The 26821-nt window shown below is 68.2% G+C and carries 27 protein-coding genes; 12 read left to right on the top strand and 15 right to left on the bottom strand.

Translation table 11 applies throughout. The annotated features are described in order from the left end of the window. Window positions 1-8 precede the first annotated feature (8 nt). The 4 genes from Q9R28_RS16255 (at window position 9) to Q9R28_RS16240 (ending at window position 2568) form a co-directional block, all read left to right on the top strand. Window positions 9-974, top strand: coding sequence for a diacylglycerol kinase family protein (locus Q9R28_RS16255; protein ID WP_311206616.1), 966 nt, complete (start codon window positions 9-11; stop codon window positions 972-974). Window positions 975-990: 16 nt separating this feature from the next. After that, window positions 991-1716: a GrpB family protein gene (locus tag Q9R28_RS16250; RefSeq protein WP_311206615.1), complete on the top strand. Its 726-nt coding sequence runs from the start codon at window positions 991-993 to the stop codon at window positions 1714-1716. Between the two features lie 106 nt (window positions 1717-1822). Next, window positions 1823-2254, top strand: coding sequence for a chemotaxis protein CheY (locus Q9R28_RS16245; RefSeq protein WP_251155705.1), 432 nt, complete (start codon window positions 1823-1825; stop codon window positions 2252-2254). After that, window positions 2251-2568: a transcriptional regulator gene (locus Q9R28_RS16240; RefSeq protein ID WP_066656282.1), complete on the top strand. Its 318-nt coding sequence runs from the start codon at window positions 2251-2253 to the stop codon at window positions 2566-2568. Before Q9R28_RS16245 ends, Q9R28_RS16240 begins: the two co-directional genes overlap by 4 nt. Window positions 2569-2838: 270 nt before the next feature. Here the strand turns inward: Q9R28_RS16240 and Q9R28_RS16235 are convergent, their stop codons facing one another. From Q9R28_RS16235 to Q9R28_RS16220, 4 genes are all read right to left on the bottom strand, one after another. After that, window positions 2839-4785 (bottom strand): beta-L-arabinofuranosidase domain-containing protein, encoded by a 1947-nt coding sequence (locus Q9R28_RS16235; RefSeq protein WP_311206614.1) that lies wholly within the window; start codon window positions 4783-4785, stop codon window positions 2839-2841. Further along, entirely contained in the window at window positions 4782-5645 is an 864-nt protein-coding gene (locus Q9R28_RS16230; protein ID WP_311206613.1) for a carbohydrate ABC transporter permease, read from the bottom strand. Before Q9R28_RS16230 ends, Q9R28_RS16235 begins: the two co-directional genes overlap by 4 nt. Before the next feature lie 116 nt (window positions 5646-5761). After that, window positions 5762-6712 (bottom strand): sugar ABC transporter permease, encoded by a 951-nt coding sequence (locus tag Q9R28_RS16225; protein ID WP_311206612.1) that lies wholly within the window; start codon window positions 6710-6712, stop codon window positions 5762-5764. Next, window positions 6709-8010 (bottom strand): sugar ABC transporter substrate-binding protein, encoded by a 1302-nt coding sequence (locus Q9R28_RS16220; protein WP_311206611.1) that lies wholly within the window; start codon window positions 8008-8010, stop codon window positions 6709-6711. The genes Q9R28_RS16225 and Q9R28_RS16220 overlap by 4 nt, the downstream gene beginning before the upstream one ends. A gap of 153 nt (window positions 8011-8163) precedes the next feature. Here Q9R28_RS16220 and Q9R28_RS16215 point away from each other — a divergent pair, with 153 nt between their 5' ends. From Q9R28_RS16215 to Q9R28_RS16205, 3 genes are read left to right on the top strand one after another with little or no spacing between them, the layout of a single operon-like run. Beyond that, a complete protein-coding gene (locus tag Q9R28_RS16215) occupies window positions 8164-9162 on the top strand; it encodes a LacI family DNA-binding transcriptional regulator (RefSeq protein ID WP_311206610.1) in 999 nt (332 codons plus the stop codon). Between the two features lie 54 nt (window positions 9163-9216). Then, window positions 9217-9552, top strand: a complete 336-nt coding sequence (locus Q9R28_RS16210; protein WP_311206609.1) for a hypothetical protein — start codon at window positions 9217-9219, stop codon at window positions 9550-9552. A 24-nt stretch (window positions 9553-9576) separates the two neighbouring features. Continuing rightward, on the top strand, window positions 9577-10524 hold the full coding sequence (locus Q9R28_RS16205) for a phosphotransferase family protein (protein ID WP_396137175.1): 948 nt from the start codon (window positions 9577-9579) through the stop codon (window positions 10522-10524). A gap of 319 nt (window positions 10525-10843) precedes the next feature. Here the strand turns inward: Q9R28_RS16205 and Q9R28_RS16200 are convergent, their stop codons facing one another. Beyond that, window positions 10844-11752: an LD-carboxypeptidase gene (locus Q9R28_RS16200; protein WP_311206607.1), complete on the bottom strand. Its 909-nt coding sequence runs from the start codon at window positions 11750-11752 to the stop codon at window positions 10844-10846. 88 nt (window positions 11753-11840) lie between these two features. Here Q9R28_RS16200 and Q9R28_RS16195 point away from each other — a divergent pair, with 88 nt between their 5' ends. After that, window positions 11841-12644: a hypothetical protein gene (locus Q9R28_RS16195; RefSeq protein WP_311206606.1), complete on the top strand. Its 804-nt coding sequence runs from the start codon at window positions 11841-11843 to the stop codon at window positions 12642-12644. Window positions 12645-12973: 329 nt separating this feature from the next. Here the strand turns inward: Q9R28_RS16195 and nrdF are convergent, their stop codons facing one another. The 4 genes from nrdF to nrdH all read right to left on the bottom strand — a co-directional run bounded on the left by nrdF (window position 12974) and on the right by nrdH (window position 16961). Continuing rightward, the gene (gene nrdF / locus Q9R28_RS16190) at window positions 12974-13975 is read right to left on the bottom strand and encodes a class 1b ribonucleoside-diphosphate reductase subunit beta (protein ID WP_058725585.1); all 1002 of its coding nucleotides are present in this window, start codon (window positions 13973-13975) and stop codon (window positions 12974-12976) included. A gap of 100 nt (window positions 13976-14075) precedes the next feature. Beyond that, window positions 14076-16181, bottom strand: coding sequence for a class 1b ribonucleoside-diphosphate reductase subunit alpha (nrdE, locus tag Q9R28_RS16185; RefSeq protein WP_209685910.1), 2106 nt, complete (start codon window positions 16179-16181; stop codon window positions 14076-14078). 17 nt (window positions 16182-16198) lie between these two features. After that, window positions 16199-16615 (bottom strand): class Ib ribonucleoside-diphosphate reductase assembly flavoprotein NrdI, encoded by a 417-nt coding sequence (gene nrdI, locus Q9R28_RS16180; protein ID WP_066656296.1) that lies wholly within the window; start codon window positions 16613-16615, stop codon window positions 16199-16201. A gap of 112 nt (window positions 16616-16727) precedes the next feature. After that, a complete protein-coding gene (gene nrdH, locus Q9R28_RS16175; RefSeq protein WP_058727719.1) occupies window positions 16728-16961 on the bottom strand; it encodes a glutaredoxin-like protein NrdH in 234 nt (77 codons plus the stop codon). 412 nt (window positions 16962-17373) lie between these two features. Here nrdH and Q9R28_RS16170 point away from each other — a divergent pair, with 412 nt between their 5' ends. Then, entirely contained in the window at window positions 17374-18579 is a 1206-nt protein-coding gene (locus Q9R28_RS16170; RefSeq protein ID WP_066656297.1) for an MFS transporter, read from the top strand. 48 nt (window positions 18580-18627) lie between these two features. Then, window positions 18628-19446, top strand: coding sequence for an aldo/keto reductase (locus tag Q9R28_RS16165; RefSeq protein ID WP_311206605.1), 819 nt, complete (start codon window positions 18628-18630; stop codon window positions 19444-19446). A gap of 40 nt (window positions 19447-19486) precedes the next feature. Here Q9R28_RS16165 and Q9R28_RS16160 read toward each other — a convergent pair whose 3' ends face one another. The 4 genes from Q9R28_RS16160 to Q9R28_RS16145 form a co-directional block, all read right to left on the bottom strand. Further along, on the bottom strand, window positions 19487-20071 hold the full coding sequence (locus tag Q9R28_RS16160) for an IS5 family transposase (protein WP_311206604.1): 585 nt from the start codon (window positions 20069-20071) through the stop codon (window positions 19487-19489). Window positions 20072-20141: 70 nt separating this feature from the next. Next, on the bottom strand, window positions 20142-21632 hold the full coding sequence (locus Q9R28_RS16155) for an MFS transporter (protein ID WP_311206603.1): 1491 nt from the start codon (window positions 21630-21632) through the stop codon (window positions 20142-20144). 94 nt (window positions 21633-21726) lie between these two features. Then, window positions 21727-22356: a bifunctional 2-polyprenyl-6-hydroxyphenol methylase/3-demethylubiquinol 3-O-methyltransferase UbiG gene (locus tag Q9R28_RS16150; RefSeq protein ID WP_209685916.1), complete on the bottom strand. Its 630-nt coding sequence runs from the start codon at window positions 22354-22356 to the stop codon at window positions 21727-21729. Continuing rightward, window positions 22353-23237, bottom strand: a complete 885-nt coding sequence (locus tag Q9R28_RS16145) for an NAD(P)/FAD-dependent oxidoreductase (RefSeq protein ID WP_311206656.1) — start codon at window positions 23235-23237, stop codon at window positions 22353-22355. Before Q9R28_RS16145 ends, Q9R28_RS16150 begins: the two co-directional genes overlap by 4 nt. On the opposite strand from Q9R28_RS16145, the gene Q9R28_RS16140 reads away from it, so the two are divergent. Then, window positions 23145-23408 carry a hypothetical protein gene (locus Q9R28_RS16140; protein WP_271826366.1) on the top strand — a complete coding sequence of 88 codons (264 nt, stop codon included), beginning with the start codon at window positions 23145-23147 and terminating at the stop codon, window positions 23406-23408. The two genes, Q9R28_RS16145 and Q9R28_RS16140, sit on opposite strands and share 93 nt — an antisense overlap. Further along, window positions 23381-23956, top strand: a complete 576-nt coding sequence (locus Q9R28_RS16135; protein ID WP_311206602.1) for a helix-turn-helix domain-containing protein — start codon at window positions 23381-23383, stop codon at window positions 23954-23956. Before Q9R28_RS16140 ends, Q9R28_RS16135 begins: the two co-directional genes overlap by 28 nt. Before the next feature lie 762 nt (window positions 23957-24718). On the opposite strand, the gene Q9R28_RS16130 is transcribed toward Q9R28_RS16135, so the two are convergent. Beyond that, on the bottom strand, window positions 24719-26104 hold the full coding sequence (locus tag Q9R28_RS16130; protein WP_144411376.1) for a LamG-like jellyroll fold domain-containing protein: 1386 nt from the start codon (window positions 26102-26104) through the stop codon (window positions 24719-24721). 65 nt (window positions 26105-26169) lie between these two features. Continuing rightward, window positions 26170-26763 (bottom strand): hypothetical protein, encoded by a 594-nt coding sequence (locus Q9R28_RS16125; RefSeq protein WP_066656325.1) that lies wholly within the window; start codon window positions 26761-26763, stop codon window positions 26170-26172. Window positions 26764-26821: the final 58 nt, after the last annotated feature.

Raw genomic sequence — 26821 nt, 5'->3', positions numbered from 1 at the left:
ACGGACCAGTGCAGGATCCCCCACGGCAGCGAACCGCAGCCGTCGTCATCAACCCGGTCAAGACCGACCCGGCACGGCTGCGCACCCTCGTGGACGCCGAAGCGTCCCGCAACGGGTGGGCACCCACCCGATGGTTCGAGACCGCTGCGGACGACGACGGTCGCGCAGCCGCACGCGAAGCAGCCGAGTCGAAGCCGGACGTCGTCCTCGTCGCCGGCGGCGACGGGACCCTCCGTGTCGTCGCCGAGGAACTCCGCGGCACCGGTGTCCCGGTCGCGCTCCTGCCCAGCGGTACCGGGAACCTGTTCGCCCGCAACCTCGGTCTCACCCGCAACGATGTCGACAGTGCCGTCCACGACGCCTTCACCGGCGCCGACCGGCCGATCGACGTCGGGCTCGCCGAACTGACCGACGTCGATGGATCAACGACCACCCACGCGTTCCTCGTCATGGCCGGTGTCGGACTCGACGCGAGCATGGCGGCGGACACGAACGCGTGGGTCAAGAAGCGGTTCGGTTGGGTCGCGTACTCGGACCCGATCGCCAGGTCCATCGTCGGGAACCGTCAGATCCCCGTCCGCTACGACATCGACGGCGCCCCGACCAGGACGATGCACGCACACACCATCATCGTCGGCAACTGCGGCACCCTCACCGCCGGCGTGCTCCTCCTGCCGCGCGCCGAGCCCGACGACGGCATCCTGGACGCCGTCGCGTTCCGACCGAACGGCTGGTTCGGCTGGACGAAGATCGGCTCCACCCTCACGCTCAACCGCTTCTTCTCGCGCACCGGGTTCGGTCGGCTCCTCGCTCGGTTGCTGCCGCGTTCCCGGGCGCTCCCGACCACCCGAGCGCGACGACTCCGCCTCGCGTTCGACGAACCGGAACAGGTACAACTCGACGGGGACCCGTTCGGTCGGGTGGTCGCCGTGACGTTGAGCACCCACCCTCACGGGTTGACGCTCCGCGCCTGACCGGCACTCGTCCGCGGTGGTCACGCGCCGACCGTGCGAACGTCGCGCTCACACCACCACGGGGCAGTGCTCTCGGCCCTCCCCCGACATCCCTCGCCCAGCGGACGCGTCGAGGGTCCATGATGTGGCTGTGGCCACACACCCGCTCTGGCGGCCGTTCACCGCGGACGGCAACGCAGCCCGTCAGTCGCAGCGCGTCGCGTTCCGACAGGTCGACCCTGGCAGCCTCCAGGACCACGACCCGCGTTGGATCGATGCGTTCGCGCGCGTACGGGACCTCGTCGCAGGTGCGCTCGGCGCCGATCACACCATCGCGCACGTCGGCTCGACTGCCGTTCCCGGGATGATCGCCAAGCCGGTCATCGACGCCGACCTGCTCGTGCCCGACCTCGGTGATGAACGCACCTGGCTCCCGGAGCTCGAGGCCGTCGGGTTCCGTCTGGTCTTCCGCGACGTGATCGCCGGTGACCCGCACCGGCAGCTCACCCTCGGCGATCCCAACACCAACCTGCACGTGTGGCAGCCGGGGGCAGCGGAGCCGCAACGGCATCGCCTGTTCGTGGAGTGGTTGCGATCCCACCCCGAGGACCGGCAGGTGTACGCGGACGCGAAGGCAGCGGCCGTGAACGCCGGCAACGGCCTGCGCTACAACGACGCGAAGGCCGCTGTCGTGCACGAGATCTACGAACGAGCCTTCGCATCGGATCCGCACCACGCCCACGACGCTCAGCCGCGGCCATGACCACCCGCAGCCGTCCGTCGCCCGTGTCGCGGTAGGTTTGGCCGATCGGCAAGCACTTGCCAAAATGGCAAGTGTGTGCCAGGCTGGAACCCGAGAGGGGAACACCATGGACAACCAGAACAGCATCAGCCCGGCAGAGGCGCGGACGCTCCTCGACACCGCCGATCGCCTCAGTCGACGAGCGCACGAGTCCACCCGGTGGCCCTACGTGACGTTCATCCTCGCGCTCGGCACGGTGACCTCGTTCGGGACCCTCGGGATGGGCCTGACGACCGGCTCGGCCTTCGGCCTCACCTACGTCGGCACACTCGCCGCCTTCTTCGCCTTGATCGTGTTCTTCGCGGTGTCCATCCGCGGGCGAGCGGCCTTCGCGCGGAGCCGTCGATGGACGATCTACATCGCGAGCTGGTTCGTCACCTACGGGGCTGCGATCGCCGTCGTCGCCTGGGCGCACGGATCCGTCCTGTGGTCCGGGATCACTTCCGGAGCGATCCTGGCGGTCACGATGGCCTGCGCGTCGTACGAGGCACGACGATGACGTCGACGAACCAGGCACCGGTCCATCCCCGTCACCGGCTCGACGGACACTTGCTGAACCCGGTCCGCTTCTCGATCATGGCCGCACTCGACCGTGCCACCACGCTGGGGTTCCGCGAGGTCCGCGACGCCGTCGAGGTCACCGACTCGGCGCTGAGCAAGCAGGTCGCGCTCCTCGAGACGGCGGGGTACGTCGCCGTCGGGAAGGCCTTCACGGGGAAGACCCCCCGGACGTCGCTCACCGTCACACGCGAGGGTCGGACGGCGTGGCGTGCGCACCTCGCAGCGCTCCAGGAGATCGCCGACCCGTCCTGATCCCTGCGGTCGTCGCTCGCGCGGCACGGGACGAACTTCCTGGAGCGGCCGTCCGCTCCGCTACTGTCGGTGCGGACGACGGGGAGGCCAGAGTGCACCGAGAAGCGGTCGACACGTCGGGGAACGACGGGGGGGGGTACTTCGACCCACTGTGGCGGATCGAGGTGCGCCTCACGGCGACCGAACAGCGTCTCCTCCGCACCTGGCGGCGCCGGTCTGGAGGCGCGGTGCCAGCCGGCGCCGCCCCCTCAGACCGGCGGACGGCTCGGTCTACCGCCCTGGTTCCTCCGCGTCGTCCACGTCCCGCCAGTTCCCGATCACCGGGAACTCGGTGAGACGCAGGCGTGCCGATCCGTAGGGAACGAGCCGCAGGTCGTCATCGGGCCCGTGGTCCAACACCGGACTCGCCGGAGGCACGTCCGACTGCGCTCCCGCCATCCGCCACTCGGTCGCCCGAGCGCCGGGCGCGTGCAGCACGACCGCAGCGCTCCGCCGGTCCCGGAGCGACCACGGTGCTGACGGCACCGCTCCCCGGGTCACGCGCCACGAAACGGCTGATCCAACCTGGTCGAGCGCCCAGTTCCACGATCCGCGCGGGTGGACCTCCCACTCCCCGATGCCCGGCGCGCCCTCGTGCTCCACCCAGCGCTCCCCCGGCGAGTAGACCATCGTGAGCGGCCCGAGCCGGACCGATGCCGCCTGCCGCTCCCGTCGCGTCACCCGCGCCCGCATCGGCAGGACGAGCACGACGTCACCGACTGTCGACCAGTCGCGCTCCAGGGTCACGTAGCCGTCCTCGACCGGGACACCCGACGCTCCGGCGAGCGCCACCGCGACGTCGCCCAACGACAACCGGGCGTCGTCGGCCCACTCCGGGATCCGGAGTCGGAGCGCGAACGGCTCCGTCCGCTCGGTCGCCACACGGATGGTGACGGTCTCGTCGAACGGGTAGGCCGTGTCGACGTCGATCGACACCGGGTCGGACCCGACGGACGTGCGCACCGCCACGGGCGCGTACGCCACGACCCGCAACCCGTCGTCGTCGCGCAGCCAGGAGCTCGCGACGAACTTCGGCCACCCCTGGTGCAGGTTGGCGGTGCAGCAGCCGAAGTGGGGTTCGAGACCGAAGATCCCGGCGTCGTCCGACGAGAAGCTCCACTCGCGGCGGGCGACGGACACCTCGACCTGGTTCGCCTGCTGGTGGTACTGGTGCCCGCGCATCTCCGGGTCGCTCGACGCCGGCAGCAGGTTGTACGCGAGGTGCTCGAGCCGGTCGCCGTCGATCGCCCGGCCGTAGACCTGCGCGTGGACCTCCTGCGTGAACATCATCTCGACGACCTGGCACGTCTCGACCCCCGCGGTCGCGGCCGGTCCGCCGAGCCACTCGTCGCCGGAGAACCAGCCGTGTGCCTGCCCGTGCCACCGGTCGAGGTTCCCGAACGCCGACTCCGTGCGCGCGGCGTGGCCGGCGAGGTCGCGGTCGCGGAGGGCGTCCACGGCGCCGGTCTTCAGCCCCATCGCGACGTTCGGTCCGTGCGTCCGGTGCGAGAACACCCGCGCGGCACCGGTGATGAGGTCACCGGTCAGGTACTCGTCCCACCGGATCGTCTGTGCCGCGAGCACGTCGACGAGGTCGAGCAGCCAGTCCTCGCCGGTCTGCTCGTACAGCCACCAGACGGACAGCGCGTTGTCGGCACCGCGGGCACGCCCCCAGGACGTCAACGGACGGTTCGGCAGGTGCGCGAGCTGGTGCCGGAAGTACCGCGACAGGAAGGGCGCGACGCGCTCGTCCCCGGTCGCGTCGGCGTGCTGCGTGAGCACCTTGCACGCGACCATCCGTGGCCACCAGTCGTCGTTGCCAGTCGGGCCGAAGAAGCCGTCCTCGCGCTGCGAGCCGAGGATCCACTCGATCCACGGCGTCGCGAGCGCCAGCAGTCGGTCGTCATGGAGCACGTGCGCGAGCGGCACGAGTCCGTCGAGGTAGTACGGCCCGCGTTCCCAGTTCTCGCCCGGTCCGCCTCGCCAGCCGCTGTCCGGTCCCACGTCGGGCCAGATCGCCTCGAGCTGCCCGGTGATGTTGTCGGCCTGCAGCCGGAGCTGGTCGAGCAGCCAGCCGCTTGGTGTGATGCTCCCGAGTGGCAGGGGCCGGTGCGGTCGACCACCGGGGGCGGGGGCGCCTGCGGTGGTGCCGGTGGTCGGGGTGTCCGTGATGGTCATTTGATGGATCCTCCGATGAGACCTCTGGTGTAGTACCGCTGCAGGGCGAGGAACAGCACGACCACCGGGACGGTCGCGACACATGCGACGGCGGTGAGGAGCCCCGGGTCGATCACCGGCACGCCGGGGATCTTGAAGGACGTGCTGATGCTCGACAGCGCGAGCGGGAGTGTGTACTTGCTGTCGGTCGACAGGAACGTGACCGAGCTGAGCAGGTCGTTCCAGCCGGCCATGAAGCCGAACAGGGCGGTGGTGACGAGCCCCGGCCACGCGAGCGGGAGCATGACCGAACGCAGGATCCGCCCGGTGCCGGCGCCGTCGATCGCTGCCGCATCCTCGAGTTCCGACGGGATGCCGTCGAACGTGTTCCGCATCACGAACACCGAGAACGGCAGCTGGAGCGTCACCAGCACCAGCACCACCCCGGCGAGCGAGTCGAGCAGCCCGAGCTTGCCGAGCACGATCGACAGCGGCGTGAGCAGGCCCTGGAACGGCACGACGAGCGGCGCCAGCAGGAGCACGAACACGAGGGTCGAACCGCGGAACCGGATCTTCGACAGCGCGTACGCGGCGAGCGTCGACACGATCGCGACGAGCACGGCGACCGAGATCGCGACCACGAACGAGTTCACGATGTTCTGTCGCAGGTCCACCGAGGGGTCGAACACCTTCGTGTAGTTCCGCAACGTGAGGGTCGCGATCGACTCGAACCCGATCCCCCGGGCGTCGGCGTCCGCCGGCAGGAACGACCGGAACAGGATGTACAGGACCGGTGCGATGAACAGCAGCGCCAGCACCGTGCCGACGACGACGTACGCGATGCCGCCCGCGTGCACACGGCGGCGTCGCGGCGGGGTCACCTCTGGCAGGCCGGTCCGGCCCGCCCTGTCGGTCGTGTCCGGCGTGTCCGGTCTGGAGGCGCTACCCGCGTTGCGCCGAGACGCTGCCGTCGTCCCCCTGGTCACGTCGGTGGCGCTCATCGTTCGTCCTCCTGTCCGGTCGAGCGCAGGGCCCGGAGCTGGACGACCGCGATGATGAGGATGATCACCGTGAGGATCATCGACAAGGCGGCGCCGTAGCCGAGGTCGTAGCGGACGAACGACTGCTGGTACGTGTACATGACGGTCGTCGTGGTCGACCCGCTCGGGCCGCCCTTGGTCAGGACGTAGAACTGGTCGAACACCAGGATCGAGCCGGACACCGCGAGCAGCATGCACAGGGCGAACTGTCGTCGGACGAGCGGGAAGACCACGGAGCCCTCGCGGCGCCACCACCCGGCGCCGTCGATCTTCGCCGCCTCGATCACCTCGTTCGGCACGGCCTGCATGCCGGCCATGAGGAGGATCATCGCGACACCCATCGACTTCCACACCGTCAGGACTATGACCGCCCAGAACGCGGTGTCGGGCGAGGTGAACCAGGCGGTGCCGCCGTCCGTCAGGCCGACCGAACGGAGGAGCACGTTGATCACGCCGGTCCCCGGCACGAGCAGCACGTTCGCCATGTACGCCGCGGCGGTGAACCCGATCACGACCGGCATGAAGAACGCGGTTCGGACGAACGACACCAGCCGGCCCTCGCCGCGGACCATCGTCGCCGCGGCGTAGCTCGTCGCCATCCCGAGCGGCACGGAGACCACGGTGAACAGCAGCGAGAAGCCGAGGGAGCGCCAGAACGCGGAGTCCTGGAACGCCTGCGTGTAGTTCGCGATGCCGGCGACGCTGACCTTGCCGAGCAGCGGCCAGTTCGAGAAGGACATGCCGACGAGCAGCACCATCGGGACCACGAAGAAGACGACCGCGAGGACGAGCGCCGGCGCGACGAGCACCCACGCGAGCGTCTGGCGACGGCGGCTCGCGGACCGCGGGCGGGAGCGCTGTGCGCCGCCCGCGACCCCGGTGAGCGCCGAGGAGGTGACGGCTGTCACTGCCCGACCTGGCTGTAGGCCTGCTCGATGAGCGCGTTGGCCTGCTTCTCCGCGCTCGCCAGGGCGGTGTCGGCATCGGCGCCCTGGAAGATCACCTTCTGGGACTGCTGCGCCCAGGGGCCGTTCGGGTCGTTGATGACCGCGTTGTAGGCGATGCTCTTCGGGAGCTTGCCGATCGCGAGCGTGTCGACGATGTCCTTCGACCAGTCGTCCGTCGCGAGGCTCTTCGCCACCGTGAGGTCCGGTGCGATCCAGCCCTGCGACAGGTCGATCTCCGCGGCCTCTTTCGAGCTGACGAGCCACTTCACGAGGGACCACGCGCCGTCGGCGTTCTTCGCGCCGGCGGTCATGCCGATCTCGTCACCACCGAGGAACGAACCGGACCCGCCGTCCACGCCGGGGATCCCGACCGCGCTGCCGAAGTCGGCCTTCTTCGCGGTGAGGGTGTTCGCCCCGCCGAAGACGATGCCGACCTTGCCGTTCAGGGCGTTCTCCTGCCCGACGTTGCCCGGGTCCTGGTTCGGCTGGTCGGTCTTCTGCATGAGCCCGGACTTCCACATGTCCTGGTACCAGTCGACCATCCCGACGAGGTTGTCGCTCGTGAATTCCGCCTTCTGATTCTTGCCCGCCGCCGTCAGGACACTGCCGTTCTTCGCCCACGAGCTCGGGAACCCGGTCCACGCCTGTCCGACGCCGCCCAGGGTCGAGAACCCGGTGACGCCGCCCCCGAGCGCCTGGATCTTTTCGGCCGCAGCCTTGACCTCGGCGAGGGACGTGGGCGGCGTGGCCGGGTCGAGGCCCGCCTTCTCGAAGAGCGACTTGTTCCAGAACATCTGCGAGCCGGTGAGTGCCACGGGAAGGGCGTAGTTCTTGCCGTCGAGCGTGCCGATCTCGACACCGGCCGGCGCGAGGTCGTCCTTGTTCGACAGACCCTTCACCTTGTCGGTGACATCGGCGAGCAGGCCCTGGGTCGCGAGCAGCGGCGTGTTGACGATGTCGTAGCTGACGAGGTCCGGGACCGATCCCGCACGCGCGGAGTTCGCGAGCTTGATGAGGTACTGGTCGGCCTGGATCGTGGAGATCTTGACCTGCACGTCCGGGTTCGCCTTCTCGTAGGCCTTCACCTGATCGGTGAGGTCGACGCCGCCGTCGCGCTGCCAGAGCGTGACCGTGCCCTTCGCGGAACCGCGGCTGTCGGCAGTCCCGCTGGACGAGCAACCGGCGAGCCCGATCGCCGCGATCGTCACGGCGGCCGCGGCGATGGCGGTCCGCCGGATCGTGGATGTCTTCATCGTCATCTCCCGCTTTGCAGCTTGCCGCTCCGTTGCGGCAATATTTGCTGTGTTTGCCGACGCTAGAGCGTGGGGCGAGCAGTGTCAACACTTGACGTTGTAATCCTGATACGGCAAGGTTTGCCGGGTGCAACACGCTCGCATCGCAAGGAGGACGCTGTGGTCAACCGACGTGAAGTGACGCTCGCCGACGTCGCCGCCCAGACGGGCGTCTCCGTCGGGACCGTCTCCAAGGTCCTCAACGGTCGTGGGCAGATCGCCGAGGGGACGCGGCAACGCGTCGCTGCAGCGGCCACCGAGCTGGGACTGAGCGTACGCGCCGAGACGCGAGCCGCGCCTCCCGGCCGATCCTTCCTGGTCGGGGTGCTCTCCACCGACGCCTACGGACGGTTCACCATCCCGATCCTCACCGGAGCCGAGGACACCTTCGGGCCGGGCGAGGTGTCGATGCTGCTGGCCGAGAGCCGGGGCGACCCCATCCGCGAGGCGCACTACGTGCAGACGTTCCTCAACCAGCGCGTCGACGGGATCGTCGTGACCGGTCGTTCGAGCGACCCGCGGCCCTCGATCACCGGGCTGCTCGGCGTGCCCGCCGTGTACGCCCTCTCGCCGTCCCTTGACCCCGACGACGTCTCGATCGTGCCCGACGACGAAGCCGGCGCCGCCCGTGCGATCGACCACCTGGTCGGTTCCGGCCGCCGCTCCATCGCGGTGATCTCGGGCGCCCGGCGTCACACCGCGAGCGCGCACCGGGTCGAGAGCGCGAAGCGCGCGATCGCCGCAGCCGGGGCCACGCTCGCCGGTGGCGACGCACTGTACGGCGAATGGAGCGAGCGGTGGGGGTACGAGGCCGCCACGCGACTGCTCGGCACCGAGTTCGACGCGGTGTTCTGCACGAGCGATCAGATCGCCCGCGGAGTCGTCGATTGCCTGCGCGAAGCGGGGATCGTCGTGCCCACGCAGGTCGGGGTCGTCGGGGTCGACAACTGGAGCGTCATCACCGATGCTGCGCGGCCGTCGATCACGTCGGTCGACCTCAACCTGCGCGAGGTCGGGCGGCAGGCGGCGGACCTGCTCATGCGGATGATCTCAGGGGAGCGGGTCGAAGGCGGGGTCCGGACCGTGGACTGCTTTCTGGTGCCGAGGCAGTCGACGTGAGTATCGCTGCCGCTGGTATTGCACATACTGAGCGGTCGGGCCATCCTGCTGTCCATGAGCAAGTGGATCCTGGTCCCGGTCGTCCTCATCGGCGTTGTGGTGACGGCGTACGGCTGTCTGCACTGGAGTCCGCTCCTCGCCGGGCTGGCCGGATGGGCGACGCTCTGGGTCGCGACGACGGGGCCATCGGTCTTCGGACGGGCGCGCATCGCGCCGGGGACGATGGTGGACCCCGCGGAGGTGCGTCGGTACCGGAAGGAGCATCCGGGGTCGACGATCAGCGACGCGGTGGTGGCGGTCGCGGCTTCGCGCTCTTCGTCACCGGAGCAGCCTTCCCCGGCGCCGTCTTCACCGGAGGCCGGTCCGCTTCCGCGGACGCAGGCCGACTGAGCTGTCCTGCGCCCGGGAACACGCGTGTCTGACCCGCACGGCCGAACCGTCCTCGAGCGCATCCTCAACGCCGCCGGTCTGCCGACGAGCGGACGGTACGCCTCGGAGGGCGGATGGGTCAGCCGGGCGTGGGTCGGCGACGAGCACGTCGTGCGGGTAGCTCCGCTCGATGCCGGTGGCGCATCGGCGTACGAGCACGAAGCCAAAGTCGTCGGCATGCTCGCTGGCACCGCGGTCCCCCACGCTGCACACATCGCCCACGGCGTCGGGCCTGACGGCGCCTGGTACATCTCGTCGCGATTGCCGGGGCGGACGCTGCACGACGCGTGGCCGTCAGCGTCGCTCTCGGAGCGGCGGTCGATCATCGAGTCGCTGGGCCAGGTGCTTGAGGCACTGCATGCGGTGACGCCGCCGACAGACCTGATGCCGCCGTGGCTCGCTGCTGCTCTCAGCGGAGGTCCGTGGCCGGCGTACCACCCGCCGGTGATCGCGGCGCTGCCCGATCTGGCCGCGTCAGCTGACCTCGAGCGCTCGCTGTCGCGCGCGGTCCAAGAGTGGGTCGAGGCGCGGATGCAGTCCTTCGCCGATGACCCGCTCGTGCTCGTGCACGGCGACCTGCACGGGTCGAACATCATGGTCGACGAAGGACGGGTGGCGGGGTTGATCGATTTCGCGGAGGCCATCGCCGCCCCGGCCGATGCCGAGCTCGACACGATCCTCCGGTGGTGTGCTCGGCCGGCGGAGTTCCCGCCGCGGCCGGGAGCCCGCGGCCTGACCGCATCGTCCCTCGCATCGGTCCCGGACTGGCTCCAGGAGGCCTACCCGGCGCTATTCGCGCGGAGCCGCCTGCGCGTGCGGCTCGACGCCTACGACCTGTGGGTGGAACTGGCCATCGTCGGCCACCACCCGGACCCCACTGTCCGCGAGGCGTCTGCACGGCGGATCGAGCGACGCGTCGTGCTGTCTCAATAGGCGATCGGCTACCGAACCATCGCCGCCGGGCAACCAGCTGCGTCGTGGCGACCTAGTCCTAATCGCGTCCGCGGCGTAGACAGCTGAGCGCACCCACGAGCATCCCGGTACACACGACCAGCAGACCGCCCAGGATCAGTGCTGCTCCCGTTGCCGCTCCCTCGACCCCTCTGAATAAGAAGGCGACGACAAGGCCAGCGACCGTGATCGAAGGGCCGATCAGGTAGGCGGCGAAGGTCGTCTCGGACATACGACTATCTGGTTTCACAGCCGAACCCTACTGGCGATGCCGAACACCCCACAGTCGTCCGATAGCCGATCAGGTTCCGGACGGCGCGCAGACCGTCAAGCGTGCGTGGTCGGCGTCGAGGACGGCGTGCGTGCCGAGTGGCACGGTGACGAGGTCCTCGATGTGTCCGAGGGGCAGGCCACCGAGGACGGGGACGCCGAGCGCATCGAGGTGGTCGCGGAGCGTGTCGAGGATCGTCCAGCCGCGGTCTTCGTAGTCGGCGAACTGGTTGATGCTGCCGAGTGCGACGCCGGCGACACCGTCGAGCCCGCCGGAGTACCGCAGCTGTGTCAGCGCGCGATTCACCATCCCCAGCCCTGCGGCGCGGTTGATCTCGAGCAGGAAGATCCTGCCCGCGAGGTCGAGGTTCACAACCCCGACAGATCGCGCCAGCATCTCGAGGTTCCCACCGAAGAGCGCCCCCTCCGCATGCCCCGCTGTGGTCAGCTCCGCCGAGAGTGCGCCAGCATCAGCGTCGACGACGGTCTGGGCACCCTCCATGAGGAGCCGTCGGACGTGGTCAGCGTGAACGCCGGCGATCGCACCGTGCAGCGTCGGGACGCCGGCCGCGTCCCACACGCAGTGAAGCGCCGTGATGTCGCTGTACCCGACCAGCACCTTGGGGTCGGCGCGGAGGGCGTCGACGTCGACCTCCGGGATGATGCGGAAGCTGCCGCAACCCCCAGTCGACGCGATGACGGCTCGGACCGTGGAGTCACGAATCACGTTGTTGAGGTCTGCGATCCGGTCGGCATCGGTGCCGGCGAGGTAACCACGGTGATCAAGTGCGTGCGGTGCGATGGTTGCTCGAAGGCCCCACGACTCGACCTGCTGTGCGATCCAGCCGGGCACGGAGTCCTCCGGCCAGGACGCCGGCGACACGATCGCGACGGTGTCGCCGGCGACCAGGGTGGGAGGTTCAAGCGTCGTTGCTTCCATGCCTTCGGACCCTATCCAGCACCCCCGTCACAGCGTCTCGATAGCCGGTTGGCTACCGGACGCTGCGCCGGCCCTCCAAGATGGCCAGGTGAACGCAGCGGGAACACACGACGGCGGCCAGCATGATCGGCAGGAGACGTCCGAGCATGAGGAGCTGGGCCGACGCTCGCTTTCCCTGAGCTTTCGCCGGTACGAGTCCCTGGCGGCGCGATCCGAGGCGCAGTCCGTTCGCCCGGGTTCGTCCCTTGCCGGCGATCGTGCCGCCACTCCCTACAGCTCGGTACCTGACCAGGTGCGCGCAAGCGTCGGAGTGGCCCTCGACCACCTTCATGCGTTCAAACTCATCGTTGTGGACGGCGAGGCAGCCCTGCCGTTTGCGATGTACACGCTCGTGCGGAGCGCCTATGAGGCCGCAGGAACCGCCCTGTGGCTCCTGCACCCGGCATCACGCGACGAGCGTGTGTTGCGGTCCTTGAAACTCGCTCGCGAGAACCGCCGACTCGTGCACGTCGTCATGGAGAAGTCGGACCGCGAGGACCCCGGGTGGGACAGGGCTATTGCAGCGCTCGAACGCGATCGCGACGGTCGTGCGTCTCTGATTGGCGCTGACCTCCGCAAAGTTGCGACGGTCAGCTCCCGGCTCGAAGCAATCGCGCCTCTCGTTCCCGATCTGTTCCTCACGCCGCTGGCCCTTTGGCAGACGTCGAGCGGCATGGCCCATGCCAACAACTCGATGATGTTGCTGATGCTCGATCGGGAGCAGATTGGCGAGGCCGAGCACGGGGGAGCTGATTACAGGCTCACCACGAGTTTGCTCGTCGTGGCCGGCTACTTCGATGCGGCGCTCGACATGATCGAAATACTGATGGAGCTGTGGGACCAACGGAACTGATTCAGCGACGGAGCAGTAGCCACCGCCGTCCTCACTCCATGCTGGTGAGGCCTACCGTGTTGCGTTCCCCGCAACCCGCAGCGCTGGCCGGATAAGCAGCACCGTGCAGCTTCTCCGCAGTGCCGTCCGGAGGCGCTCGGCCGTTCGATAGCCGGTCCTTGACCGGATCAGTCGCACGCAGGACGCGCTCCGAGACCGCCCGTCTCACGTCACCCGTCCGGAAAGGTTCTCTGTGAGGGGGCGCCATCCGGACACGTTCGCGGCTCGGGAAGAACACGAACGCCCCGCCGGCCGGAGCCAGCGGGGCGTTCTCGTGCGTCAGACCGGGATCAGAAGTCCCAGTCCTCGTCCTCCGTCACGACGGCCTTGCCGATGACGTACGACGACCCCGACCCCGAGAAGAAGTCGTGGTTCTCGTCCGCGTTCGGCGACAGCGCCGACAGGATCGCCGGGTTCACGTCCGTCGTCTCCTTCGGGAACATCGGCTCGTAGCCCAGGTTCATCAGCGCCTTGTTGGCGTTGTAGTGCAGGAACTTCTTGACGTCCTCGGTCAGCCCGACACCGTCGTAGAGGTCCTGCGTGTACTGCACCTCGTTCTCGTAGAGCTCGAAGAGCAGGTTGAACGTGTAGTCCTTGATCTCCTGCTTGCGCTCCTCGGAAGCGCCCTCGAGGCCCTTCTGGAACTTGTACCCGATGTAGTACCCGTGCACGGCCTCGTCGCGGATGATCAGGCGGATCAGGTCGGCGGTGTTGGTGAGCTTCGCCCGGCTGGACCAGTACATCGGCAGGTAGAAGCCGGAGTAGAACAGGAACGACTCGAGCAGCGTCGAGGCGACCTTGCGCTTCAGGGGGTCGTCACCCGTGTAGTAGTCGAGGACGATCTGGGCCTTCTTCTGCAGGTTCGGGTTCTCCGTGGACCAGCGGAAGGCGTCGTCGATCTCCGGCGTCGAGGCGAGCGTCGAGAAGATCGACGAGTAGCTCTTCGCGTGGACCGACTCCATGAACGCGATGTTCGTGTAGACGGCCTCTTCGTGCGGTGTGATCGCGTCCGGGATCAGGCTGATCGCGCCGACGGTGCCCTGGATCGTGTCGAGCAGCGTCAGGCCGGTGAAGACCCGCATGGTGAGCTGCTGCTCCTCCGGCGTGAGCGTGTTCCACGACTGCACGTCGTTCGACAGCGGCACCTTCTCGGGCAGCCAGAAGTTGTTGACCAGTCGGTTCCAGACCTCGACGTCCTTGTCGTCCTGGATGCGGTTCCAGTTGATGGCACTGACCGCGCTGATCAGCGGGATGGACTTGCCCGTGGCGTGGACCGGGTCGGTGAGGGTCATGGGATCGTCTTCCGGATTCGAGATGGTGATCTGGTGACGGACGGGAGGCGCGGTGCGGTCTGGCACCGCGCCTCCCGTCCGAGGGTGATCGCGTGAGCGATCAGAGCATGCAGCTGACGCAGCCCTCGACCTCGGTGCCCTCGAGGGCGAGCTGGCGCAGACGGATGTAGTAGATCGTCTTGATGCCCTTGCGCCATGCGTAGATCTGGGCCTTGTTGATGTCGCGCGTGGTGGCGGTGTCCTTGAAGAACAGCGTCAGCGACAGGCCCTGGTCGACGTGCTGGGTGGCAGCCGCGTAGGTGTCGATGATCTTCTCGGCGCCGATCTCGTACGCGTCCTGGTAGTAGTCCAGGTTGTCGTTCGTCATGAACGGCGCCGGGTAGTAGACGCGGCCGAGCTTGCCTTCCTTGCGGATCTCGATCTTCGACGCGATCGGGTGGATCGACGACGTCGAGTGGTTGATGTACGAGATCGACCCGGTCGGCGGGACGGCCTGCAGGTTCTGGTTGTAGATGCCGTGCTCCTGGATGGACGCCTTCAGCGCCTTCCAGTCGTCCTGCGTCGGGATCGTGATGTTTGCGTCGTCGAACAACGAGGCGACGCGCTGGGTCGCCGGCGTCCAGGCCTGGTCGGTGTACTTGTCGAAGAACTCACCCGACGCGTACTTCGAGTCGCGGAAGCCGTCGAACGTCTCCCCCGTCTCGATCGCGATGTTGTTCGAGGCGCGCAGGGCGTGGAACAGCACCGTGTAGAAGTAGATGTTCGTGAAGTCGATGCCCTCTTCGGAGCCGTAGAAGACGCGCTCACGAGCGAGGTAGCCGTGCAGGTTCATCTGGCCGAGGCCGATGGCGTGCGACTTGTCGTTGCCGTCCTCGACGGAGCGGACCGACGAGATGTGCGACATCTGCGAGACCGAGGTCAGGCCGCGGATAGCAGTCTCGATGGTCTTGCCGAAGTCCGGCGAGTCCATCGTCAGCGCGATGTTCAGCGAGCCGAGGTTGCAGGAGATGTCCTTGCCGATCTCCTTGTAGGACAGGTCCTCGTTGAAGGTCGTCGGGGTGTTGACCTGCAGGATCTCCGAGCACAGGTTGGACATGTTGATCCGACCCTTGATCGGGTTGGCCTTGTTCACCGTGTCCTCGAACACGATGTACGGGTAGCCCGACTCGAACTGGATCTCGGCGATGGTCGTGAAGAAGTCACGCGCCTTGATCTTCGTCTTCTTGATGCGCGAGTCGTCGACCATCGCGCGGTAGTTCTCGGAGATCGGGACGTCGCCGAACGGCATCCCGTAGACCTTCTCGACGTCGTACGGCGAGAACAGGTACATGTCCTCGTTGTTCTTCGCGAGCTCGAACGTGATGTCCGGCACGACGACACCGAGCGAGAGCGTCTTGATGCGGATCTTCTCGTCCGCGTTCTCGCGCTTGGTGTCGAGGAACTTCATGATGTCGGGGTGGTGCGCCGACAGGTAGACGGCACCGGCACCCTGACGCGCGCCGAGCTGGTTCGCGTACGAGAAGGAGTCTTCCAGCAGCTTCATCACGGGGATGATGCCCGACGACTGGTTCTCGATCTGCTTGATCGGGGCGCCGGCCTCGCGGATATTGGAGAGCAGCAGGGCCACGCCACCGCCGCGCTTCGAGAGCTGCAGCGACGAGTTGATCCCGCGCGAGATCGACTCCATGTTGTCCTCGATGCGGAGGAGGAAGCAGGAGACGAGCTCGCCGCGCTGGGCCTTCGCGGTGTTGAGGAACGTCGGGGTCGCGGGCTGGAATCGGCCGGCGATGATCTCCTCGACGAGGTCGATCGCGAGCTGCTCGTTGCCCTGCGCCAGGCCGAGGGCGGTCATCACGACGCGGTCCTCGAAGCGCTCGAGGTAGCGCTTGCCGTCGAACGTCTTGAGCGTGTAGCTCGTGTAGTACTTGAACGCACCGAGGAACGTCTGGAACCGGAACTTCTTCGAGTACGCCAGGTCGTTGAGCTGCTGGATGAAGTCGAGCGAGTACTGCTCGATCGTCGCGGCTTCGTAGTACTCGTTCTCGACCAGGTAGTCGAGCCGCTCCTTCAGGTTGTGGAAGAAGACGGTGTTCTGGTTGACGTGCTGCAGGAAGAACTGCTTGGCGGCCTCACGATCCTTGTCGAACTGGATGTTCCCGTCCGCGTCGTAGAGGTTGAGCATCGCGTTGAGGGAGTGGTAGTCCATCCCCGTCTGCGGCGACGTCAGATCGACGTCTGCAACTGCTGCGTCCAAAATGCATCCAATCCTGAGTTGACCGCCTGCACGTCGTCAGGCGTTCCGAAGAGTTCGAAGCGGTACAAGAGCGGGACGCCGCACTTCTCGGCGATGACGTCCCCGGCGAGCCCGTAGGCCTCGCCGAAGTTCGTGTTCCCTCCGACGATCACACCGCGGATGAGCGAGCGGTTGCGTTCGTCGTTGAGGAACTTGATGACCTGCTTGGGGACCGCGCCCTGACCGTTGCCGCCACCGTAGGTGGGCAGCACGAGCACGTACGGCTCGTCCGCGTGGAGGAACGGGTCGCTCGGGAGGAGCGGGATGCGGTCCGCGTCACGGCCGAGCTTCTCGACGAAGCGGGCCGTGTAGCCGGACACGCTCGAGAAGTAGACGAGGCGACTCATGTGCGCGCTCCTTGTGAGAGGTGCGGACAGCAGATCAGGGGTGGCCCGTCGGAGGTGCTGCGCGCCTCCGGGCCGGCGGAGCTGCGGGCCCCGGTGACGGGACCCGCACGGCTCACGCGAGTTCGGCGCTGAGCGTCGCGATCTTGTCGGGACGGAAGCCCGACCAGTGGTCGTCGTCGGTCACGACGACGGGGGCCTGCATGTAGCCGAGGCTCTTGACGTGCTCGAGCGCTGCTTCGTCGGCGGAGACGTCGAGCACCTCGTACTGGATGCCCTTGTTGTCGAGCGCGCGGTACGTCGCGGTGCACTGGACGCAGGACGGCTTGGTGTAGACGGTGACGGCCATGATCTCCCCTGGTTCTTGCTGGTGTCGTGCTTGCTGTGGAGGTGGTGCTGATGCCACGTGTGCAGGTGGTGCAGGTAGCTGCGCAGACGTGTCCGGGAAGGGGCCGCTGCGATGTCTCCACACTACATCTAGTGGCTGACTGCCGCACCGACCACTAGAGGAAGTGTTACAGCCGTGTAGTTCTCCACAAGCCCTTCCACAGTGTGCACAGCTCGGGGAGGCCCGCGGTTCCGCCATTCTGCGGCCGACCACCGACACTTCCCCACACTCGTGGAGAGCCTCGATCCACAGGTGTGGAATCGACGCGTCGGCGTGTCGCGGCAGCCCGTGCCGAGCACCGTGGGCACCCGGTCTGTCCACAGCACCCCCGGACGGGTGACGGCACGTTCCGTCCGGTCGGTACGCTCGTCCCGTGAGCGCCTACGGACCCCTGCTGAAGACCCCCGGAGTCGGTCGCGTCATCGCAGCACAGCTCACCGCACGCTTCCCGTTCGGCATGCTGTCGCTCGCCTACCTGCTGCACGTCGAGCACGTGTTCCACTCCTACGGCGCCGCGGGGCTCGTCCTCGCGACGACGAGCATCGGCCAGGCGATCGCCGGTCCTCTCACCAGCCGCTGGATGGGCAGCTGGGGCATGCGGCCGGTGCTGGTCCTGACGAGCGCCGTCGCCCTGGCGAGCATGGTCGTGATCGCGTTCGTCACGATGCCGCTCTGGGGGTACGTCGTCGTCGGGTTCCTCGGCGGGCTGGCGGTCCCGCCCGTGCAGCCCGCGGTGCGCACCATCTACCCGAAGATGGTGACCTCGTCGCAGCTCACCCCCCTGTTCTCGCTCGACGCCAGTGCGCAGGAGCTCATCTGGGTCGCCGGCCCGGTCATCACCACGTTCGTCGCGACGCAGGTCGGCACGGTGCAGGCGATCGTCGTCGCCATGGTGTTCCTGGTCGTGGGCGGCGTGTGGTTCATCGCCTCCCCCGAGCTCGGTCGCGTCCGCATCCCCCGGTCGAAGCGCGCGTTCGGTGTCGTGCTGAAGCGGCCGTCGGTGATCGTCGCGACGCTGACCGGCCTGCTGCTCATCGGCGCGTGCTCGGCGGTCGAGGCGAGCGTCACCAGCGTCTTCGGAGAGGGCAGTCCGAACGCCGGCATCGTCCTCGCGGTGTTCGCGGTCGGGTCGCTCGCCGGCGGCCTCGCGCTCGGACACCGACCGATCTCGAAGAACACGCTCTGGGCGCGCATGTCGATCGTCTTCGTCGGGCTCGCGCTCGCGGTCGGCGGCACCGACTTCTGGTGGCTCTGCCTGGCCCTCGTCATCGCCGGTGCCGGCATCGCCCCGGCACTCGCGGTCATGTTCGGCTCGGTGTCCGCGACGGTCAAGTTCTCCGACACGGCCGAGGCCTACGGCTGGATGGGCACCGGCCAGCTCATCGGTGCCGCCGGCGGGTCCGCGGTCGCGGGCTTCCTCATCGACGCGAACGGCCCGACCGGTGGCATGACCGTCGGAGCGGTCATGGCGGCGGCGGGGGTCGTCCTGCCGCTCGTGACGAAGCGGTGGTTGCCCGACCTGCGCGGCCGCGACGCGAGTCCCCTCCCCGACACCGAGCCGGTCACGCTGCCGAGCTGACGGCCGGGAGGCACGACGCACCCCCGCCCCGATGGGCAGGATGGGTGCATGGTCACCTCCTTCCCCCTCCGCGACGGCCGGTCGATCCCCGCGATCGGGTTCGGCGTCTACAAGGTCGACGACGCCGAGGCGGAGACCGCCGTCCGCCTGGCGCTCGACGCCGGGTACCGCCACGTCGACACGGCCGAGATGTACGGCAACGAAGCCGGCGTCGGGAAGGCGATCCGTGCCTCCCGGCTGGACCGCGACGACGTCTTCGTGACCACCAAGGTGTGGAACGACCACCAGGGGCGCGACGCGACCCTGCGGGCGTTCGACGCGAGCCTCGAGCGGCTCGGACTCGACGCCGTCGACCTGTACCTCATCCACTGGCCGGCGGCGGCGAACGGCCGGTACGTCGAGACGTGGCGGACGCTCGTCGAGCTGCGCGAGCAGGGTCGGGCGCGGAGCGTGGGCGTCTCGAACTTCCAGGTGCCGCACCTGCAGCGGGTGGTCGACGAGACGGGCGAGGTGCCGGCCGTCAACCAGGTCGAGCGCCACCCGTGGCTGCCGCAGCGCGAGCTGATCGCGTTCCACGAGGAGCACGGCATCCGGACCGAGGCGTGGTCGCCGCTCGGACGTGGGCGGCTCGTCGACGACCCGGTGCTCACGCGGATCGCGGACGCGCACGGGGTGAGCGTGGCGCAGGTGCTCGTGCGGTGGAACGTGCAGCAGGGGGTCGTCGTGCTGCCGAAGTCGGTGACGCCGTCGCGCATCCGGGCGAACATCGACGTCGACGGGTTCGAGCTGACCGACGAGGACCTGACCGCGATCGCCGGTCTCGAGAACGGACAGCGGACCGGGTCGCACCCGGACTCGGTGTCCTGACGCCGTCGCCATCGCCGTCGCCGTCGCCGTCGCCGGGGATCTAGAGCGTGTCTCCTGAATGGTGGGTCCAGGCGATGACGGCGTTGAGCACGACGGCTGAGCGGTGGACGATCGCGAGGTCGTCGTACCTCGTCGCCAGGGCTCGCCATTGCTTGAGGCGACAGAAGCCACGCTCGACGACGTTCCGGTTCCTGTAGTCGATGCGGTCGTAGGTCACGGGTCTCCCGCCGCGGGAACCACGCCGTTTCCGGTGTCCTTGCTGGTCGCGAGGCTCGAGGATCACGGACTCGATACCGCGGTCGCGCAGGTGTTGCCGGATCGCTTTGGATGAGTACGCCTTGTCACCGCGGAGCCGGTCCGGTCGGGTCCGCGGCCTGCCGACCGGACGGGCCACTTCGAGCGCTGCCAGCAGCGGCAGCAGCATCGGTGAGTCGCCGGCTTGTCCGGGCGTGATCAGGGTGACCAGGGGCAGCCCGTGGCCGTCGACGAGCTGGTGGACCTTCGTGGACAGGCCGCCGCGGGAGCGGCCGCATCCGTGATCAGGCGGCTCGAGCGTCCGCAACCGGACGGCCACGTTTGCCTGTCGGACTCGGCATGAACGACTGGATCGAAGACCACTGAGCATCGGAGAGCAGCTGGAATCATGTCACCACTACAGCGCGCCAGCGCTCTACCTGATCTTCAGCAGACACGCCCTAGTGCGTTGCAGCGGGAGTACTGGCGTGGGCTTCTTCCGATGTGGGGTCTTCGCTCTGCGCTCGCTTGCCGGAATTCCGGGTCAGGAGACCGGCGATCGTCGCGGCGAGGAAGAGCGCGGCGGACACCAGGAAAGCGGTCTGGTAGGCGGCAAGCGTCGTCGCACCTGTCGGTGTTCCCGAACCCTCTGTGAGGAGAGCAGTGGCGTAGACGGTGTTCAGCAGCGCGACGCCGAGAGCTCCGCCCAGCTGCTGCGTCGTGTTGATCGTGGCGCTGGCGACTCCGGAGTCAGCGTCCGTGACGCCGTTCAGCGCGGCGTTGTTGATCGCAACGTACGTCACACCGAGTCCGAGGCCCATCAGGATCTGGGAGGGCAGCACAACGGTGATCCAGGATGACGGGCCGATCGTGGTCAGCCACGCCATGCCTGCGGTAGCGAGGATGAGGCCGCCGACGATGAGGGGCTTGGCTCCGATGCGGGGCAAGAGGGATGAGGACAGCGTGGCACTCGCGACGATGCCGATGCTGAAGGGGAGGAACGCAAAGCCGGTCTGCAGCGGTGTGAAGCCGAGGGAGAGCTGCAGGTAGTAGGTGAGGAACAGGAACATACCGAACACCGCCGCGTTGGCAAGGAAGCCGGCAGAGAGCGCGCTGGCGCGGGTGCGGTTCGTCAGGATCCGTAGTGGGAGCATCGGGTTCTTCACCTTCGCCTGCACGAACACGAAGGCTGCGAGAAGCACGACGGCGCCGATGAGCGAGGCGATCGTGACGGCGCTGGTCCAGCCCGCGCCGGGTTCGGCGGCGTAGGTGAACCCGACGACGAGGAGAGCGGATCCGGCGGTGACGAGCACCGCGCCGAGAACGTCCAGGCGGCGCGAGTTCCCGGCGTGGCTCTCCCGAACGGCCCACATCGCCGTGATCACGGCGACGAGGGAGATCGGCACGTTGATGAACAGCGTCCAGCGCCAGTTGACGAATTCGGTCAGGACCCCGCCGAGGAGCAGACCGACTGCACCGCCAGCCCCCTGAACGGCCCCGTACGCGGCAAACGCCCGTGCTCGCTCACGCGGGTTGGTGAACCTGACGTTCAGCAAGGACAAGGCTGCGGGTGCGAGGGCTGCGGCGAACACACCCTGGGCGGCGCGAGCGGCGAACAGCATCTCTGGCGTTGAAGAGAGACCACCGATGGCGGACACGATCGCGAAGCCGATGAGCGAGATGACCAGGGTCTTCTTGCGCCCGACGATGTCCGCGATCCGACCGCCGAGCATCAGGAGCCCGCCGAAGGTGATGGCGTAGGCGGTCACGGCCCAGACGCGGTCAGCGTCCGAGATCCCGAGTTCCTGCTGCGCCTCCGGCAAGACGATGTTGATGATGGAGGCGTCGAGCACGACCATGAGGCTGGCCAGTGTGATCGCGACGAGGGCGAACCACTTCCGTGGGTTCTCCGGTGCGGACGGCGGCGGGGCGGTGACGGGTGAATCTGACACGTGGTGGTCCACTACTTTCGGGCAGGCCAAGGAGGCCCGAGGTGACGGGGAGGGTGGGGCAAGCACGAAGCACGAACCGGCTTCGGTTGGTCGGTCAAGGACGCTGGGCGATGATGACGTTGTCAGCGACGTCGGCGCGCTGCCCGTCAGGGCCGGACGCCTCACGCCACGCGGTCTCCTGCCGCACGATGCGCAGGTCTTCACCGAGGCCCAGCCGGGTCACCGCCTCGTTCGCGGTGGGGAACTCCTGGTCGTGGGCACCCCAGGACCATGGTGCCGATGACGCGTGGTCGATGACGACGAGGTACCCGCCCGGGGACAGGACTTCGGATGTGCGACCGATGATCGCGTTCCGGTCGATGTCCACTGGCGTGTGGAAGTAACAGGCGTACACCAGGTCGAACGGGCCGGCGGGGATGTCTCGAGCAAGATCCTTCCGGAAGGCACTCAGGCGCGGGCCCAACTCACTGCGCTGCGCTGCGTCGGTGACGCGTGCAATGGCGGTCGCGGAGACGTCTACCGCAGTGACGTGCCAGCCGTTGGAGGCGAGCCAGAGCGCATCCCCACCGTGTCCGCATCCGAGGTCCAGAGCACGAGCCGGGACAGGAGCCAGGTCATCCAGGACTGCAGCGAGGACTGCGTTCGGCCGGGTCCCCCAAGACGGGTCCATGCCCTGGTAGTGGGATTCCCAGAACCGCTCGCTCGGCGTGGTGTCCTCGCTCATCGCGTCTCCGCCTTCGCGCTGCCGCGGAGTGCGAGGCGGACGTCGTCGAGGACGAGAGCGTGGTTCACCGCGCCTGCGGCGAGGGCCGCGGTGCCGATGGAGACAGGGACGTTGGCCATCGCGTTGACCACGTTCCCGGCCGCCCACACCCCGTCGACGCTCGTCCTCCCGCTGGGGTCGACGGTGGCGAAGGACCCCCAGGGGTGTTCAGTGCGCTCGACCTCCAGCTGTCGCAGTGCCGCGTCCTGTGGGATCAGACGCGGTGCGGTGAAGATCGCGTCGAGCTCGATGGTCCGTCCATCGTCGAACTCCACGCCGGACAGCTGGTCACCTCGGGACAGCACACGCGTGACTCGCCCGTCCTCGATCTGGATGCCGCGGGCGTCGAACGCCGCCTGGTCCTCACCGGTCGGCGCATCCGTGTCGTGTGCGAGGTAGATGATCTGGTCGGACCACTGTCGCAACAGTTGCGCTTGGAAGATGCTGCCGGGGCCGGTAGCCAGGATCCCGATCCGTCGGTCGCGCACTTCGTACCCGTCGCAGTACGGGCACGCCGCGACACCGCTGCCCCAACGCTCGGCGAGGCCATCGACGTCAGGCAGTTCATCGCTGGCACCCGTCGCCACAAGGAGCGCCCGCGCCAGCACGGTCCGGGAGTCATCGGTCTCCACCGCGAACCCGTCGCCCTCGTGACGGGTCGTCACAGCCGGAGTGTCCCAGATGGCACCGCCGTGGGCTTCGACTTCGGCCCGACCTACCGCGAGGAGCTCCAGCGGAGGTTTCCCGTCATGACCGAGGACACCGTGCATGTGGGCGGCGAACCTGTTCCGGGGTGCCCCCGCATCGAGCACAAGCACCTTGCGGCGCGCACGTCCGAGCATCAGCGCTGCGCTGAGGCCAGCACTACCGCCACCGAGTACCACGACATCCCACTCGAATCTGCTCACGTGATGACCCTGCAACACGGTGACCAGAACCTCAAACTGATTTGCGAGAATCGCAAAGGCGGGAGAGGCTGTACGGTATGGGACACGACGACCTCGATGCGGTGATGGACGGGCTCGGCGCGCGGCTGAGGGAGCAGCGGACGAGACGGGGCCTCCGGCTCGCCGACGTGAGCGAGATCACGGGAGTCTCGATCAGCATCCTGTCCAGGCTCGAATCAGGGGTCCGCGCTCCAAGCCTCGACGTGCTGCTGAAGATCGCCCGCGTCTTCCAGGTTCCTCTCGACGAGCTCGTCGGCGCGCCCGCATCCGGTGATCCACGTGTGCACCCCAAACCGGTCCGTCGCCACGGGATGATCTACCTTCCCCTCACCACGAGGCCGATCGGGGTTCAGGCCTTCAAGGTGATCCTGCCGGGTCGTGAGCCGGACGCGCGGATCTGCCAGAAGACCCATGTCGGCTACGAGTGGGTGTTCGTTCTCACTGGGACGCTGCACCTGCAGATCGGCTCGACACTCACGGTGCTCGATGCTGGAGAGGTGGCCGAGTTCGACACGGCAGCGCCGCACGGCATGGCCAGCGGCACGACGAACCCGGTCGAGATCCTGACCCTCTTCAGCGCACAGGGCGAGCAGCTGCACATCCGCGACGCCTGACCGTCGAGACTGCTCGCCAGGGTTGACGGTCGAACACAGAGAACCCGCGGTGTGGCGCCTTGCCGACCGCGTCACCTACGAGCGCGGGGCAGGGTTCCCAGGAGCGCCGAAGTTGATGAGCTCAGGAGGGCGTCCCAGAGACAGAGATGCCGCACCGCAATCTCCGGTTGGTCGGCCTACGCGGTGTGACCTGCAACGCGGAGTGGGCACAGGGCAGAGCTGCCCTGTGCGGACACCCTCCGTGCGGCGTGTGCCGTCGGGGCCGGCGTTGTGCTCCACGAGTCGAGCCAACCGCCGTTTCGTCACCTGTCAACGTATGTTGACGTGCCGTATCGGGCCGCGCCTCCGCGTCCCCTGACAAGAGCTCCTTCCGGTCAGCGAACTTCGTTGAAGCGAGGTCTGCTGGCCGAACCCGCGTTCACGACGCCACACGCGGCAGCCCCGAGTGGGCGAAAGTCGGACCCGTCACCCGACGACATCAACGCCGTTGTGCAACGGCGATCGTCGCTGCACCCGCACCCGAGCGGACGGCCAGTCGACGCCGCTGGCGCTACAGACAGGATCGGTCCGACCTACCAAGACTTCTTCACCAACGGAGATCCCAGTGGTACGCGCGTCCGTTCGGCTGGGGTCCAGAGAAATCGCACCGGACTGATCTGCCGACGACTCGGTTTGAACATGCGCTTGACTCCCGGCTCGGCGGGCGGGCCCCGTTCCCGAGTGACCAGGGCCTGCGTGCCTACTGCTTCGGCGTCCTGCCGGTCATCTGCCGACGGCAAAGTGTTCCTGCACCGCGGCCGCCGGCAGCGTGTCTTCATATACGGCGACGTTGTCGAGGTTGCCCTTGAAGTGGAATGTCGTGTGGTTGCCGGGCCAGCCGTTGAGGTTGTCGAAGCCGATCCGCCACCACCCGGTGCTGACCTCTGCTCTGGCGTTCGAGCTCGCGGCGACCTGTTCGCCGTCGACGTACAGCCGCATGCCCGACGCGTCCATGGTCGCGGTGGCGAGGTGCCAGACGCCGTCGTTCAGGCCGGCTGCGGAGCTGATCGCGATGTTGGTGCCGTTGTAGGCGCCGAAGTGCACGGCGCCCTCGTCGGAGAGGTAGAGCTGTCGGTCGTACTTGGTGGACTGGTCCGAGCGGAGGTTGCCGAAGCCGAGGAGCATCCCGCCGGTCGTCGTCGTGGTCCGGAACCACGTTTCGATCGCGAAGATCTGCGGTGCATCGACCGCCGCGTCCGTGATCACCTGCCCCCGCACCCCGCCCGTCAGCAGGGACGGACTGTCCCCGGCTCGGCAGGTGCCCGGGGCGAGCGAGACTCCCGAGGTGAGGGTGCCGTGGCGACCGTTCCCGGATCCGTCGGCCGCGGAGGTGCCGGGGGCGTCGTCGAACCGGTAGGTCAGGTACGTGTGTGCGAACGGCGCTCGCTGCAGACACGGGAACGTCGCGGTGGCGAGCCGGGTACCCGTGTTCGCCGCGGTGGCCGTGAACGCTGCGCGAGCGGCATCGTCCACCACGATCACCACGGCGAGGACGGCGGCGAGTGCACCGACGAAGACCACGCTCCGGGCACGTTCCGCGCGGACGGACCGCCGTCGTCGCCGACCGTGCCCGACCGCACGGGTCACCTCGGGTCCGCCTGGGCTGCCCAGGCGGGACGAGAGCACGAGGGCGCCCCCGAGTCCGAGCGTCGCCGCGGCGAGCCTGCCGACGTCGTGCTCGCGGACCCACAGTGCAGGGAGACCGACCAGCGGGACCCGGAGCACACCGACCCCGCGGACGTCCTCCGGCTCCACCGTCCGGGCATCGGGCGTGGGGTTCGCGTCACCGCGGAGTTGCAGGGAACCCGACGGCGTCCGCGCGACGAGTCGGTGCAGCAGCAGCGCTTCCGGGTGGTCGGGGTCCTCGACCAGCAGCACCTGCCCGATCGTCACCTCCCGATCGTGGACCGGCATCGCGACGACCACGTCACCTGGGAGGATCTTCGGCGCCATGGATCCCGACACCACCGTCGTGGGGGTCCACGCCCATGACGCAGGCAGCGCTGCCCAGAGCAGGAGGCTCACGGTGACCACGAGGACCGTGCGGCCGAGCAGTGCCGCAGCGAACACCACCCAGGTCGAGGCGGAGGCGTGCCCGGATCGTGTCACCGCGACAGCCGAGGGCTGTTCGCGTCGTCCGTCCGGACGCAGGGTGACGTCGGCCACGGCCGGGCTCAGGAACTCTGCGCTTCCCAGGTGAGACCGATGCGCGCGGTCCCGTTCTGGGCAGAGTTCGGCGTCGCGGCGTCGAGCGCGACCGTCACCTGGTACGTGCGCGACTCGGAGGAACCGCCGGCGGTGCGCCAGGTGCCGATGCCGTTCGAGAACCTCGTGGCGGTCGATCCGAGGTCGGCGAGGGAGCCCGACCAGACCGCGGCGGGCGAGAGCGGGGTGAAGCCGCTGCACTTGCCGAAGGACCCGCCGGTGCCCTCGGTGACGGTGACGTGCAAGGAGCTCGACAGTGCGTTGGTGGTCGCCGGGTCCGTGCCGTACAGCTTCACCGTCGAGGGGAGTGAGCCGGTCGACGTGACGACGATGCACGATGTCCGCGTGTCACCGGGCTGCAGCCCGGAGGCCGTGAAGAGCGCGGTGTCGGAATCGTCGTCACTGAGCGAGACGGACCCGGCAGACCAGGTGTTCGGGGCGTTGCTCGTCGTGGCCGAGAAGGCGGCGTAGGACGCCTGGGCGATGACGAGGCCGGAGGCCAGGACAGCCGTCGGGACGACGGCGAGGGCGATGGTGCGGCGTGCTCGAGACGTGAGGTGCACGGGGTTCCTTCGGGGAGGGCGCCACACCGTCGTCGGTGGACGCGAGCATGTGCAGGAC

Origin of the sequence: Curtobacterium sp. BRD11, from assembly GCF_031844345.1 — a bacterium.
Lineage (GTDB): Bacteria > Actinomycetota > Actinomycetes > Actinomycetales > Microbacteriaceae > Curtobacterium.
This window is presented reverse-complemented; position numbering and strand designations above follow the sequence as displayed.

Coding starts and splice junctions, on each gene's coding strand:
- Q9R28_RS16245 (WP_251155705.1), top strand. CDS start 1,823: ATGGACAACCAGAACAGCATCAGCCCGGCAGAGGCGCGGACGCTCCTC.
- Q9R28_RS16240 (WP_066656282.1), top strand. CDS start 2,251: ATGACGTCGACGAACCAGGCACCGGTCCATCCCCGTCACCGGCTCGAC.
- Q9R28_RS16235 (WP_311206614.1), bottom strand. CDS start 4,785: ATGACCATCACGGACACCCCGACCACCGGCACCACCGCAGGCGCCCCC.
- Q9R28_RS16220 (WP_311206611.1), bottom strand. CDS start 8,010: ATGACGATGAAGACATCCACGATCCGGCGGACCGCCATCGCCGCGGCC.
- Q9R28_RS16210 (WP_311206609.1), top strand. CDS start 9,217: ATGAGCAAGTGGATCCTGGTCCCGGTCGTCCTCATCGGCGTTGTGGTG.
- Q9R28_RS16200 (WP_311206607.1), bottom strand. CDS start 11,752: ATGGAAGCAACGACGCTTGAACCTCCCACCCTGGTCGCCGGCGACACC.
- nrdF (WP_058725585.1), bottom strand. CDS start 13,975: ATGACCCTCACCGACCCGGTCCACGCCACGGGCAAGTCCATCCCGCTG.
- nrdE (WP_209685910.1), bottom strand. CDS start 16,181: ATGGACTACCACTCCCTCAACGCGATGCTCAACCTCTACGACGCGGAC.
- nrdI (WP_066656296.1), bottom strand. CDS start 16,615: ATGAGTCGCCTCGTCTACTTCTCGAGCGTGTCCGGCTACACGGCCCGC.
- nrdH (WP_058727719.1), bottom strand. CDS start 16,961: ATGGCCGTCACCGTCTACACCAAGCCGTCCTGCGTCCAGTGCACCGCG.
- Q9R28_RS16165 (WP_311206605.1), top strand. CDS start 18,628: ATGGTCACCTCCTTCCCCCTCCGCGACGGCCGGTCGATCCCCGCGATC.
- Q9R28_RS16160 (WP_311206604.1), bottom strand. CDS start 20,071: ATGCTCAGTGGTCTTCGATCCAGTCGTTCATGCCGAGTCCGACAGGCA.
- Q9R28_RS16150 (WP_209685916.1), bottom strand. CDS start 22,356: ATGAGCGAGGACACCACGCCGAGCGAGCGGTTCTGGGAATCCCACTAC.
- Q9R28_RS16140 (WP_271826366.1), top strand. CDS start 23,145: ATGACCGAGGACACCGTGCATGTGGGCGGCGAACCTGTTCCGGGGTGC.
- Q9R28_RS16145 (WP_311206656.1), bottom strand. CDS start 23,237: ATGCTCGGACGTGCGCGCCGCAAGGTGCTTGTGCTCGATGCGGGGGCA.
- Q9R28_RS16135 (WP_311206602.1), top strand. CDS start 23,381: ATGGGACACGACGACCTCGATGCGGTGATGGACGGGCTCGGCGCGCGG.